12 protein-coding genes are annotated in these 12,544 nt (G+C 61.0%); 7 read left to right on the top strand and 5 right to left on the bottom strand.

Annotated elements, in window-relative coordinates; translation table 11 throughout:
• Window positions 1-3: 3 nt before the first annotated feature.
• On the bottom strand, window positions 4-1,275 hold the full coding sequence (locus CAL15_RS13080; RefSeq protein WP_086078996.1) for a TolC family protein: 1,272 nt from the start codon (window positions 1,273-1,275) through the stop codon (window positions 4-6).
• A gap of 298 nt (window positions 1,276-1,573) precedes the next feature.
• Here CAL15_RS13080 and CAL15_RS13085 point away from each other — a divergent pair, with 298 nt between their 5' ends.
• The 3 genes from CAL15_RS13085 (at window position 1,574) to CAL15_RS13095 (ending at window position 4,544) form a co-directional block, all read left to right on the top strand.
• Window positions 1,574-2,266 carry a heavy metal response regulator transcription factor gene (locus CAL15_RS13085; RefSeq protein ID WP_086078997.1) on the top strand — a complete coding sequence of 231 codons (693 nt, stop codon included), beginning with the start codon at window positions 1,574-1,576 and terminating at the stop codon, window positions 2,264-2,266.
• Window positions 2,263-3,600 carry a heavy metal sensor histidine kinase gene (locus CAL15_RS13090; protein ID WP_198299044.1) on the top strand — a complete coding sequence of 446 codons (1,338 nt, stop codon included), beginning with the start codon at window positions 2,263-2,265 and terminating at the stop codon, window positions 3,598-3,600. The genes CAL15_RS13085 and CAL15_RS13090 overlap by 4 nt, the downstream gene beginning before the upstream one ends.
• A 257-nt stretch (window positions 3,601-3,857) precedes the next feature.
• Window positions 3,858-4,544: a heavy metal response regulator transcription factor gene (locus tag CAL15_RS13095; RefSeq protein ID WP_086078998.1), complete on the top strand. Its 687-nt coding sequence runs from the start codon at window positions 3,858-3,860 to the stop codon at window positions 4,542-4,544.
• Window positions 4,545-4,630: 86 nt separating this feature from the next.
• On the opposite strand, the gene CAL15_RS13100 is transcribed toward CAL15_RS13095, so the two are convergent.
• Window positions 4,631-5,785 carry a porin gene (locus CAL15_RS13100; RefSeq protein ID WP_086078999.1) on the bottom strand — a complete coding sequence of 385 codons (1,155 nt, stop codon included), beginning with the start codon at window positions 5,783-5,785 and terminating at the stop codon, window positions 4,631-4,633.
• A gap of 526 nt (window positions 5,786-6,311) precedes the next feature.
• On the opposite strand from CAL15_RS13100, the gene CAL15_RS13105 reads away from it, so the two are divergent.
• Window positions 6,312-6,611 carry a DUF4148 domain-containing protein gene (locus tag CAL15_RS13105; protein ID WP_086079000.1) on the top strand — a complete coding sequence of 100 codons (300 nt, stop codon included), beginning with the start codon at window positions 6,312-6,314 and terminating at the stop codon, window positions 6,609-6,611.
• 218 nt (window positions 6,612-6,829) lie between these two features.
• Here CAL15_RS13105 and CAL15_RS13110 read toward each other — a convergent pair whose 3' ends face one another.
• The 3 genes from CAL15_RS13110 to CAL15_RS13120 all read right to left on the bottom strand — a co-directional run bounded on the left by CAL15_RS13110 (window position 6,830) and on the right by CAL15_RS13120 (window position 8,670).
• Complete coding sequence (locus tag CAL15_RS13110; RefSeq protein WP_157666657.1) at window positions 6,830-7,159, bottom strand: DUF4148 domain-containing protein; 330 nt, start codon at window positions 7,157-7,159, stop codon at window positions 6,830-6,832.
• Between the two features lie 187 nt (window positions 7,160-7,346).
• On the bottom strand, window positions 7,347-8,063 hold the full coding sequence (locus tag CAL15_RS13115) for a winged helix-turn-helix domain-containing protein (protein ID WP_086079002.1): 717 nt from the start codon (window positions 8,061-8,063) through the stop codon (window positions 7,347-7,349).
• Window positions 8,064-8,373: 310 nt separating this feature from the next.
• The gene (locus CAL15_RS13120) at window positions 8,374-8,670 is read right to left on the bottom strand and encodes a DUF4148 domain-containing protein (protein WP_086079003.1); all 297 of its coding nucleotides are present in this window, start codon (window positions 8,668-8,670) and stop codon (window positions 8,374-8,376) included.
• 341 nt (window positions 8,671-9,011) lie between these two features.
• Between CAL15_RS13120 and CAL15_RS13125 the strand changes: the two genes are divergently transcribed.
• From CAL15_RS13125 to CAL15_RS13135, 3 genes are all read left to right on the top strand, one after another.
• Window positions 9,012-10,163, top strand: a complete 1,152-nt coding sequence (locus CAL15_RS13125) for a porin (protein ID WP_232467962.1) — start codon at window positions 9,012-9,014, stop codon at window positions 10,161-10,163.
• A 286-nt stretch (window positions 10,164-10,449) separates the two neighbouring features.
• Window positions 10,450-11,163 (top strand): translesion DNA synthesis-associated protein ImuA, encoded by a 714-nt coding sequence (imuA, locus tag CAL15_RS13130; RefSeq protein ID WP_086079005.1) that lies wholly within the window; start codon window positions 10,450-10,452, stop codon window positions 11,161-11,163.
• Window positions 11,093-12,538, top strand: a complete 1,446-nt coding sequence (locus CAL15_RS13135) for a Y-family DNA polymerase (protein ID WP_086079006.1) — start codon at window positions 11,093-11,095, stop codon at window positions 12,536-12,538. The genes imuA and CAL15_RS13135 overlap by 71 nt, the downstream gene beginning before the upstream one ends.
• The last annotated feature ends 6 nt before the right edge of the window (window positions 12,539-12,544 follow it).

Raw genomic sequence — 12,544 nt, forward strand, 5'->3', positions numbered from 1 at the left:
CATTTAGCGGCCAATGATGCGATCGATCTGCGCGCGGGCCTGATAGGCCTCGGCCAGTACATTCAGGTAGGAGACATTTCCCTGCGACAATGCGCGTTGCGCGTCCAGGACTTCCAGATAGCCCATCTTTCCGGCCTCGAAGCCCTTTCGGGCGGCATCGAACGCCTTGGTCGCGCCCGGCAGCACTGCTTGGCGATACTCTTGCGCAGAAGCGGCGGCGAGGTCATAGCGCGAGGCAGCCTGCAGCAATTCGGATGTGCTGCGCGCCGCCATGTCGCGATAGACGTCCTGCGCCTTGTAGGCGCGCATCGAGGCCGCGTAGACATTGCCCTGATTGCGGTCGAACAGCGGCAACGGAACCGAGATGCCCAGCTGTGCCCGGTTGCGCCCCATCTCGTTGTCGCGTGCCACGCCCGCGCTGACCGTGATGTCGGGAATCCGCTTGGTCCGCTCAACCTCCAGTTCGGCCTGGCTTAAATCCACCGTGGTTCGGCCCGAGGCCATACGTGGCGACGACAGCAGGCTGTTACGCAATTCGTCCAGCGCTGGTCTAGGGGGGAGGCTTTCCATCGACACTTCGACCCGCTCGAAATCCGGTGCGCTTTCGCCCCAGGACAAGGCCAGCGCGCGGCGTGCGTTGTCCAGACCCATTTGAGCGGTGCTTTCTGCCAGCCGGGCATTGCTCACTTCGACTTCGGCGCGTGTGCGCTCGATCGGTGCCGCCTTGCCCGATTCGACCCGTTGCGATGCGATCCGCAAAGCCTCGCGGGCGATGTCTCGGGCGGACCGCGCCACCCGTACGTGTTCCTGCGCGATTGCCACGTCGAAGAATGCCGCCATCACCGAGGCCCGCACGTCCGCCAGTGTGGCATCGGCGTCGAGCCGCGCCACGTCGCGAGCCAGGCGCGCCGCTTCCGTTCGTGCGCCGCGCTTGCCTCCCAATTCGATCGGCACGCTTAGCATGGCGGTGGTAGTGCGCGTTGCCTTCTGTTGATCCTCGACGCTAACGTCCAGGCTGGGATTCGGAATAATCCCCGCCTGTTGCAGCAGCCCGTCCGAGGCCTTGGCTTCATTGCGCGCGGCGGACAACGCTGGACTGTCCAACAATGCACGATCGATTGCCTGTTGCAGAGTCAGAACCCCGCCGGGCCCCGGCATCGCCAGCGTGCCGACGGTAGCGGGCTGTAGGGGCACCAACGCCGGCTGCTGAGCCCACACCGGTGAAGCAAAAGAAAAAAAGACCGCCACCAGAAGCGGCATAGGCTTGAAACGCATGATTCGACCTGACTGGGGAAGCGGCACACGACGCGCGGAGCGCTTGGAGGGAGGGAAGCCGGGAGGGAGACGGCGTGACGGCTGGTACTCTAGCGAAAGGCGACAGTCAGAACTTCGACAGAAAAATGACAATTTTGTAATCTTCCAGTACCCAGCGCGCGCATTACGGGTTCGTAATCTGGCGGTACGCGAATTGGCGTGGCCGCGTTCGTAGAATGACCGTAATTGGCCTGCCCTGCCCCATCAGCCAGGCCCTGAAAAATGCTCGCCTCCCAGACCACCTTCCGAGTGGCAATCCATGAAAGTCCTCATCATCGAAGACGAGCGAAAGCTCGCGGAATATCTCAAGCGGGCGCTGTCCGAACACAATTACGTCGTGGATGTCGCCCACGACGGCGTCAGCGGGCTCCACTTGGCCCGTGAGACGCCCTATGACCTGATCCTGCTTGACGTCATGCTGCCGGGCATGGATGGCTTTTCCGTCCTGGCAGAGCTGCGCAAGAGCGATCGCGTACCGGTGCTGATGCTGACTGCCCGCGACAAGCTGGAGGACCGTGTTCGCGGGCTGCATGACGGTGCCGACGATTACCTGGTCAAGCCGTTTGCGCTGTCTGAACTGCTAGCGCGCGTATTGGCGCTGGGACGCCGCCGGGGCAACGCCATCATCGAACCCAGCCGCCAGAATGTGCTCAAGGTCGGCGACCTGGAGCTGGACCTGCTGCGCCGCCGCGCCACTCGGGCAGGCACGCGCCTGGACCTGACGGCCAAGGAATTCACTCTGTTGGCGCTGCTGATGCGCCGCCAGGGCGAGGTCCTGTCGCGGCTGGACCTGGCCGAGCAGGTGTGGGACATCAACTTCAACAGCAACACCAACGTGGTGGAAGTCGCCGTGCGCCGGCTGCGCGGCAAGGTCGACGACCCATTCCCCAGCAAGCTGCTGCACACGGTGCGAGGTATGGGCTACGTGCTGGAATTGCGGGATACCGCATGATGCTGCGCGCGCCCCGATCCCTGCGCCGCTGGCTGTCGCGTTGGCTGGCCCTGGTGACGTTCGCCGCCCTGGGACTGATCTGCCTGGTGGTGTACACATCGGTCAACCTGAACCTGCAGTCCCGCCAGCGGGCGCTGCTGGAGCAGAAGAAGGAGGTCATCGAGCACCTGGTCGAGGAGTTTGCACGGCAGGGAGATCTCTCGCAGCTGGACCACAAGCTGCGGGACTTCTTCTATGGGCGCTCGGAATTCAGCCTGCATCTGATGATCGGCGACGACACCGCTATCTACGGCGAGAATGACCTGACCGGGAATGAAGGACGTTTCAGGCAGGTAATCTTCAACATGTCGATCCCGGAGCAACCTGCCCTCAGCATGCATGCGGAGCTGTTGCTGGACACCTCATCGGATCAGCACCTGCGCGCAGTACTCGCCTGGACACTGTTTGCATGTACGGTAGTCGGCGCACTGGTGGTCAGTCTGATCGGCGACGTCATGGTGCGGCGTGCATTGTGGCCGTTGCATGACGTCGGCAAGCAGGCCGAAATGCTCTCGCCTGATCGCATTGGGGAACGCCTGGACGAAAGCGGCCTGTCCGAGGAACTGAAGCCCATGGTTCGTCAGTTCAACGCTGTCCTGCAACGCCTCGAACGCGCCTACGTGCAGATGGAGGGTTTCAACGCAGACGTCGCGCACGAACTGCGTACCCCCCTGGCCACACTCATCGGAGAAACAGAACTGGCGTTGTCGTCACGCCGGCAACGCGTGGATATGCTCGAAGTGCTGGGTTCGAATCTGGAAGAGCTGCAGCGCATGTCGGCCATCATCAACGACATGCTGTTCCTGTCGCAAGCTGACCGCGGCGCACAGGCCCGGGTCAGCCAGGCTGTTCCGCTACGCGCACTAGTCGAAGAGGTAATGGAATACCACGAGGCCGAGTCCCTGGACGCGGGGCTTCGGCTTTCCGTCACGGGAGATCATCTGGCGCAGGTGGATGCATCGCTGTTCAAGCGAGCCATCTCGAACCTGCTGAGCAACGCCGTGCGGTATGCACGTCCGGAATCGGAAGTCCTGGTCCTCATCGACAGCCAGGAACCGGACCAGGTATTAATAAGCGTACAGAACGAAGGCGATCCTATCGCCGCCGAACATCTGCCTCGCCTGTTCCACCGGTTCTACAGGCAGGATGCCTCGCGTGCCAACGATGGCAACCATCATGGCCTGGGCTTGGCGATCGTCGCCGCCATCGCCCGCATGCACGGTGGACGGCCGCATGCGACTTCGGAGGGCGGCATCACCCGGATCGGCTTTTGCATGTCTGTCAAAATGGCCTGATCAAACGCCTGGGCTTTCCGTCAACAGGATTACAAACGGCCTTTGCGGTGATTGCATATTCGTAATTCAAGCGTTCGCATTCTGACGCGGCCACGCCGCTACAGTGGACGTCTACGATCGCAGGCGCTGGCGTGCAGCGCATCACGCTGCGACGGCGTCCGCTCCCATATGATGCTACGCCGTCCAGCGCCGCTACAGGTCAGCACACGCGACATGACTCTTATGCCGCAGACGTGGCAGGCAGCTCCGACGATCAGATGAAAATACTTGTTATCGATGACGAGAAGAAACTAGCAGAGACGCTCCGTCGCAGCTTGACGGAGAACGGATACTTCGTCGATATCGCCATGGATGGCACTAGCGGCCTGCACTTGGCCTATGAAGCTCAGTACGACCTAATCATCCTCGACGTCAATCTACCGGACATGGACGGGTTCGAGGTGCTGCACCGCATCCGCCAGAACGATGCCGTCCCGGTAATGATGCTGACCGCTAGGACCAGTCTGGAGGACCGCGTCCGGGGATTGGAACAAGGCGCGGACGACTACCTCATCAAGCCCTTCGCGCTGTCCGAACTGAACGCACGCGTGCTAGCACTTAAACGTCGGGGCACGGGCGCGGAAACAGTGCAGGGTCAAAACGTCTTGCGCGTGGCAGACCTGGAACTCGATTTGCTGCGTCGGCGCGTCATGCGTGGCCGTGCACGCATCGACCTGACCGCCAAAGAGTTCGGCTTGCTCACCTTTCTGATGCGTCGCCAAGGCGAGGTGTTGTCCCGCTTGGTATTGGCGGAGCAAGTGTGGGACATGAACTTCAACAGCAACACGAATGTTGTCGAGGTCGCGATCCGGCGCCTACGCGCCAAGATGGACGATCCTTTTGACATTAAGCTGTTGCATACCGTGCGCGGCATGGGCTATATGCTCGAGCATCAACCAGACTGAATGCGAGGAGATTTTTTTGATGCGAAAGCCGGAATGTACATCTCATGCGCCTTCCGGCTTTCGGGTATCACGCAGTCATTGGCGCATTAGAACGCGTGTCGGATGCCCACGGTGGCTTCCGTCGCCTTCACGTCATCCATGAACGCGTAGTTCTTGGAATACTGGCCCAACGCATAAAGGCTCGTGCGCTTGGACATGGCGTAGCTGTAGCCAAGCGAGAACGTATTCGTGGTCGAGTCTCCACCCGTCAGCGAATTGTTGTTGGGGTCGACACGTTGCCACGAGCCGAATATCGTGCCCGCCTTGCCTAGCGGCGCGGACAGGCCCAACAAGTACGAATTGGCGCTAAAGCCATCGACGAACGACGTCGACGGCACACCCCGGAACGAGCCGATCGCCGCACCATTCGGCAGGCTCTTGCCGGCAAACCAGCCATCGTTGATGCGCTCGTAGGCCAGCGCCAGCTTCACCACTTCGAAATCGTACGAACCGCCGACCGTAAACGAACGAGGCGTGGTCGCCTTTTGTGCGCTTGAGAGCTTGCCCGAGGGATTAAGTTGGTCGTAGGCGAAGAAAGCCACCAGCGGGCCGTTGGCGTAGTTCACGCCCGCAGTGATGGCACGGGTGTTTTCTGCCGTGGCGAAGCCGGTCTGCGCAGTGTTGCGGTCGTCGGCGTTAAAGGAATAGCCCGCCGAGACTTGGAAGCCCGCGAAGCGCGCGCTTTCAAACAAGGCTAGGTTGTCATAACGCACGAAGTTGGCGGCGCTGAAGCCCAGGCCGGCGCCGGTGTTCAGTTGAGTGAAGCCGCCAAACTGCGGACCGAACATTGAAACATACAGACGGCTGGCCACGTTGTACTGACGACCGATGGTGAAGTCACCCCAGGCCTTGCTGCCCAGTCCGACGGTTGCTTCCCGACCGAACAGACGCCCGTTCTGCAGCGAATTGCCGTTGTTGCTGTCGAAGCCCGATTCCATGCGGAAGCTGGCGTACAGACCATCGCCAAGATCCTCTTTGCCGCGCAGGCCCCATCGCGAGCCCGCTGTGTTGCCGGTGGTGCTGCCAATGCGGCTAGCGTCGAACGACGAGCGCGCGCCCGTGGCAGGGTTCGTTACCGAACCGTCGACGTTGGCGTAGCCGATGCCGGTGTCGATCAGGCCATACAGAGTGACCGAAGTCTCCGCTTGTGCGGCGGTGGAAAAGGCGGCCACGGATGCGGCCAGCAGGATCGCTTTTTTCAAGATGTGCTCCTTTGCACAAAGTCAGACTGGAGTGCCAGGCCGATAGTCGAAGCGGGCGTAGGGGGTCGCTGCGTAGCCAAGAAAAATGACAGCCCGTACGTCCATCGGCATGAGCCAAGGCAAGTGTGTGCAGGGGCAATCGACAGGAATCGAACGTGGGAATTACAAATATGTTCGTCCGCTGTCATCAATGGTTTTTTTGCGGGCGGAGGCAACGCGCCAAGCCTATGTTTTTCAATCGAATGATCGGACCTGAGCACCGTGCCTGTCCTTGCTCGAAAAGAATCTTGAGACGAGCGATGAGGCACTTCCCTGTCGCAATATCACCACATCTGACATGTGTTTTCAGTCCTATCCCGCCCCGGGAGCGGCGATATCAAAATGCTGACGAAAACGTAATCTCGCAGTGGGTATTTGGTCGAGGGTGCGTCGCTAGAATGTTTTCACGTTCTGATGAATCAGTGATCGACGTACCCAACGATCCGCAACGTTCGAGATGTGCGGATCAGTCCAGAAGGAGCGACCAATGAAGACACCCGTGAAATTCCTCTGCGCTACGCTGGCTTTTGCCGCGGTAGCTACCGTCAACGCAGCCACGACTTCGCAGCAGCCATCGGACAGCCGTACGTACCAGCCTCGCGAACTTTCCCGTGCCGAAGTCAAGGCGGATCTGGCCGTGTGGCGACGCGCAGGCATGGACAAGTTCTGGCAAAAGAGCACCACGCCCGACTTCTACAGCCGCGAGTACCGCACCGCCGAAGCCGAGTACCGTCGCATGCGCAACGGCCCCGAATACCAACAGGAACTGCAACGTCTGACGCAGTAATCCGACGGTCCTGAGTGACCTCCTCCACCGCGAAGGGAAGAGGTCCTTCTTCACGCATACCACTTCGGTGGTATGCGTTTTTTTTTTCGTCGACTCTCTGTGGCTGGAACGTGCTTGCCTGCCAACCCGCTGCGCTGCGTGACCGATGAAAAAAGCCCGCGTCGTGCGGGCTAATTCAAAGATGACTTTGCAAGCAGGCGTGTCGCGCTATTGATGCGTCATGCTCCGCCGGCGTAAATCTCAGCCAGTCGAGCGCGTTCCTTCGGCGTGACCGTGTCACGCTCAACTCGCACCTGCTCGCGCGTCTTCTCGGATTTCAACAACCAGAAGGGTTCGGCTTGTGCACGATAGGAGTAGAACCAGGTTTGCTTGTTGGCCTTGGCGGCCTGCAACTCCTGGCGCACCGTCTCGGAGCTCTTGCCGGCCTTGTCCTCTATATGGATCTCGTAGCCGGCTTCGGTGTTCGTGGGATGCCAGGTTTCTGCCTGTGCGGCCCAAGCCGCACTAGTAGCAACAGTCAACAGAATGGCGCTGGGAAAGTACTTCATGTCGATGACCTCGATCGTGGGGTTGAGCGCACGAAGGCGCATGAACGTACTTTAATGACGTGCTTTCGACAGTTCCCAGTCTCTGAGATTACGTTTTCGTAAGGCGTTTTTGGCTGCGCCTATCTTGGTCTCTTGCCGGTGTGGGATGTCAGTTTTTTGGCGTGCAGCCAGATCGAGGAAAAGCGCTTCAGTGGGCAAACAAACGCGATTCAGGTACGGGGCCGCGATCCTCCAACACATAGCCCATTCCGCGCACCGTGTGCAGCAGCCGCCGCGGAAATGGATCATCTACCTTGCTGCGCAGTCTCCTGATCGCTACCTCGACCACATTGGTGTTGCTCTTGAACTTCATGTCCCATACTTGCTCAGCCAACACCAGCCGAGACAGCACCTCGCCACGCTTTCGCATCATCAAAGCCAGCAAGCTGTACTCCTTCGCGGTCAGGTCGATGCGTTTGCGGTTTCTGGAGACACGGCGGCGAAAGAGGTCCAGCTCGAGATCCGCCACCTTGAGCAACCCGCTTTCTTCGCTGTTGGCACGATGCCGCAAATTCCGGCGGCCAAGCGCGAACACTCTGGCCAGCAATTCCGACAGGGAAAGGGGTTTGAGCAGGTAGTCATCCGCACCTTCACGCAAACTGCGAACCCGCACATCGATTCGCGCGTCCCGGCTCAGCATCATGATGAAGAGATTGTCGTGGCGGCGTAGCTGGGACAGCAGCTCGAACGTGTTCATGTCCGGCAACGCGGAGTCAATTAGAACGAGATCGAATGGAGCCCCTCGTACGCGCTGCAGGCCCCCGACCCCGTCGCGGGCGATATCGATCACGTGGCCGTCCTGCTGCAAGGCCTGGCCGACGTATGCCGAGAAAGCGTGGTCGTCATCGATGATCAGAATTTTCACTGCGGATACTGCCTATCTCGAGCCAGGAAGCGTTCGATTCCCTTGGGAAACGGATTGCGGACCCCTTCAGTTGGTCGCCATGCCACGGCCGCACGACCTATTGCTATTTGCGTTGAACTTTAATGTCGTGACGTCGACAATCCACGAACAGCACGATTACACAACCGTAAGGTTCGTCATGCCCACCGCATCGCGCCCGGGCAATGCGCACATATGAGATGCAAACGACAAGGCGGATGGCCGCAATCCCGCCATCCGCCTTATTGCACTGCTTTCGATCGACCGGTCTAAAGCACGCCGGCCATGCTGCTTATTGAGCACTACGCTCGCGCAATGCTTCCTGATACTCGGCGCCGTGGCGCATCTGCAGGTACTTTCGATAAGCGGCACGATACTCGGTGCTATAGATGTCGGGCGTGCTCTCGCCCACCCAGAATTCCTCCATTCCCGCGCGCTTCCAAACGTCCAGGTCCGCTTGGACTTCGGCACGAGTCAACTCACGCGTGTCGGGGAGATTCGTTGCTGCGGAGGAAGTTAATGCCATGGCGTTGCCAGCTGCGAAGCAGGCGGCCAGGATGATGGCGTATCGGATCTTGGGGATGTTCATGGTGGCCTCTCAAAGAGAATGAGTTGAGTCTGACCCCTCGTCCGCTGCACAACCGCATCGAGTCGAAGGGCATGGGAACCAGTCTAAAGAGTCGACCACGGCAATTCGCGAACGGTGGAATTACGTTTCGGCAAGCTGGCGTAGCCCGCGTTGCCGAGGCGTAAGCGTGTGTAGCCTGCGCGCGACAACAGGCAGTTGAATCCGTGGCGGCAGACAGCCTTTTCTAACGGTGGACTTTCTCGTTGATTACATCTGCGTCATGAAACACGGAATGCGGCGTTCCTTCACAGGCGATGCAATGCGGTCTTGATGAAATGCCGCCACTTCACACGAAGTCCCCGATGGCTCTTTCCTGCCATCGATTGGGGAAGATCAATTCTGGAGTTTTCATGAAGAAAAGTGTTGTGGTTGCCGCGATCATCACCGCTACCTCGGGCGCAGCCTACGCCGAATCATCCGTCACGATGTATGGGCTGGTCGACGGTGGCGTGGGATATACCCAATTCAAGAGCGACGATGCTAAGAGTTCGCGCTTCGGAGCATGGGATGGCGGCCAGTCGAGCAGCCGTTGGGGCCTGCGCGGCACCGAAGACCTGGGAGATGGCTTGAAGGCGATCTTTACCCTTGAAGGCGGCTACAGCCTGACGAACGGGACACAGAGCCAGAGCGGCCGCCTGTTTGGTCGCGAAGCCGTAGTTGGCTTGAGATCGGCGTCCTTGGGAGAAGTGACGCTGGGCCGCCAGGGCAACATCGCCTACCGCTGGCTGGCCGGCGTAGTCACGCCGTTCGGCAACAACTACAACCAGTCCCGCGCTGCCGGCACATTCAGTCCCGCCGAGGTCCGCTACGACAACCAAGTGCAATACTTGAGCCCCAGCTTCTCGGGCTTCCAGGTGGGCGTGGGCTACTCGTTCAACGCTGACGGCGACCAGCGGTTCAAACAGGACGGCGGGCAAGATCCCAACACGCGCGCCCTGACTACCGGCCTGCGCTACACCAACGGCCCCCTGAAAGCCGTGCTGACCTACGACCAGAGCAAGGATGCCGAGACCGCCACGGGTGTGAAGGCGAAGTCCTGGAACCTAGCTGGCAGCTACGATTTCGAAGTGCTCGAAGTGAATCTGGGCTTCGGCATCACTGATGACGGCTGGTTCGGCACGCCGTCGCAACTACGCAATTCGGAAATGGGCTTTGGCAGCATCCGCGCCTTCAACGATGGCTTTCGCGCGTATTCGTACGGCGTGGGCATGAGCGTCAAGGCAGGCTCGGGCGGCAAGGTACTGGCCGGCTGGGGCATGGTCGATCCGCGTGATGGCGGCACCGGATATGCCGGCCGCGACCTGAAGTCCCAGCACATCTTCAGCCTGGCTTACACCTACAAGCTGTCGGCCCGCACCAATCTGTACGCGCAAGGCGCCTATGGCCGCAACATCGCCTTTGTGTCGGGCAACAAGACGCAATCCATCGGCGTTGGTCTGCGTCACAGCTTCTAAGCTGACTGCGCCAAGTGGACGGGCACAGGGTGTGCCCGTCCGGCAAGGATGCGTGCACGCCAGATCAACTTCACTTTGGCAAGAACTTCAACTCATCTGCGCGGATAGAAGATCCGTGCCGGGCCTTTTGCCTAGCTGATGGGCAATTCCTGAGCAGGCCAACCGCTATACGACGCGTTCGACGTGCACCCACACTAGAGACGCTGACCTTCTCGCCACAGGTTATGAGGGACGCCCTGAAATACTGTATATTTGTACAGTACATTGAATTCTTGAGCGTCCCCCCATGGTTGCTACCGATTGTTTGGCGCCGGAGCATATCCATCCCGCCCTATGGCGTGCCTCCCAGCTGTCGCGAGCACCGGGACGGTATGCGCCTACTGGCATACCAGCCCTCTCAGACCAGTTGCCTGGCGGAGGCTGGCCGCGGGGCAACGTGGTCGAATTCATGGTGCAGCAGCCCGGCATCGGAGAGCTGCAGCTGCTGCGTGAGGCACTAGCCGCACCCGACAAGCGGCCCATCATTCTCGCCCGGCCACCACACATGCCGCAGGCGGCAGCTTGGGCGGGCTGGGGTACGGATCCTTCGCGGATCGTATGGCTGCGTCCTGAACGCAACGCCGATGCACTTTGGGCGGCCGAGCAAGCGGTGCGGAGCGGCTGTTTCGCATGCGTCATCCTTTGGCAGGATGCCGTGCGCAGCGCCACTGTTCGGCGGCTGCAGCTCGCCGCGCAAGCAGCTGATGCCCTCTTCATCCTTGTGCGCCCGATGGTGGCGGCCGAGCAAGCATCCGCGGCTCCACTGCGCCTGGCGTTAGCGCCAGCACCAGGCGGCGTATCCGTGCGTGTCCTCAAGCGCCGAGGTGCCACATTGGACGCGCCAATCTTTGTTCCCCTGTATCAGATGCGCCGTCGCGCGGTAGATCATCATGCGAGTTTGGATCGTCGTGCACCTGACGCACGCAATCCTCGACGGCCTGTGTCCACGCTGGCGAACTGAACCAGCTGCTGTGCTGGACGCTGGGCAGGTGCTGGCCTGCTCTCCGTTAGCAGCGCAGGCCGGCGTCCGACCGGGGCAACGTGCCGGCGGCGTGTCGGCGCTCTGCCCGACCGCGTCACTTCGCTCCTATGATGCCGTTCTGCATTCGCAGTACGTGCAGGACGCCGCGCTCGGATTTCTTCAGTACACCCCCGAAGTGGCGCTATTGCCGTCCGACACAGTAGCGCTCGAGGTCAGCGCCAGCCTGCAGCTGTTCGGCGGCATTCGGGCGCTCTGCAGACGAGTGGCCGCAACAGCGCGAGGCATGGGCATGGCAGCACGCCTTGGCGTCGGCCCGACCGCCTGCGGCGCCTGGCTGCTGGCAACCGCGCCGGCTCGGCAGCCCCGAGTGCTGACTCTCCCTACCCTGGCCCGTCGGCTGGATAGGGTGCCCTGCTCTCGTATGCCGGAAGCAGAGCGTCACCTCGAGTGGCTGACCGGTATCGGCTGCAGCGACCTCGGTGCACTGCGACGCCTACCGCGCGGGGCACTCCAGCGGCGTACGCATGCGGCGCTCCTCCAAGCCTTGGACCGCGCTTATGGCGAAGGCCCGGAACTGCATACATGGATCGAGGCGCCGCCGGTGTTCGCAGGACGCATCGAGCTGGACGAGAACATCGAGCATGCGCCTGACGTCCTGGCCATCGCACAACGCTTGGTGGAACAGTTATGCGGATGGCTGGCGGCCGCGCATCTCGCAGCGACTCGCGTGAACCTGACGATCGAGCACGAATTGGGGCGGCACGCATGCGCTCCTACCGTGCTGGACGTGCGCCTGGCCAGCCCCGCATGGATCCCAAGCCGCATGCTGCCCCTGATGGCAGAGCAACTGAACCGCCTAACACTGGCTGCGCCGGCACGCGCGATTGCGCTTCAGGCGGCACAGCTCGAGCCCCTTGCTCCCGTACCTACCGACCTGTTTCCTGAAGCCGGCGGGAGCGCCGCGGACCGCGACCACGTCATGGCATTGCTGGTCGCACGCCTCGGCCGCGACCACGTACTCCATGCACATCCCGTGGCGGACCATCGGCCGGATATAGCCAATCGGTGGGTGCCCGTCGACGAGGTGGCATCGTCGCACGTCTACGCCGTCGGCGCAGTGCGCCCCAGCTGGCTCCTACAAAAACCCATCGCTCTTCTGACGCGTGGCCACCGCCCGTACTACGGCGCCCCGCTGCAGATTGTCCAGGGACCCGAACGCATCGAGGACGGATGGTGGAATGGCCTCACTGTCCGAGACTACTTTGTGGCGGAAGCTCCAGATGGCAGCCGGTATTGGCTATACCAGGACCGCGACGATCCGAGCGGTTGGTTCTTGCATGGGCTATTTGGGTAGAGAACC

It is taken from the genome of Bordetella genomosp. 13, from assembly GCF_002119665.1.
GTDB lineage: Bacteria > Pseudomonadota > Gammaproteobacteria > Burkholderiales > Burkholderiaceae_B > Bordetella.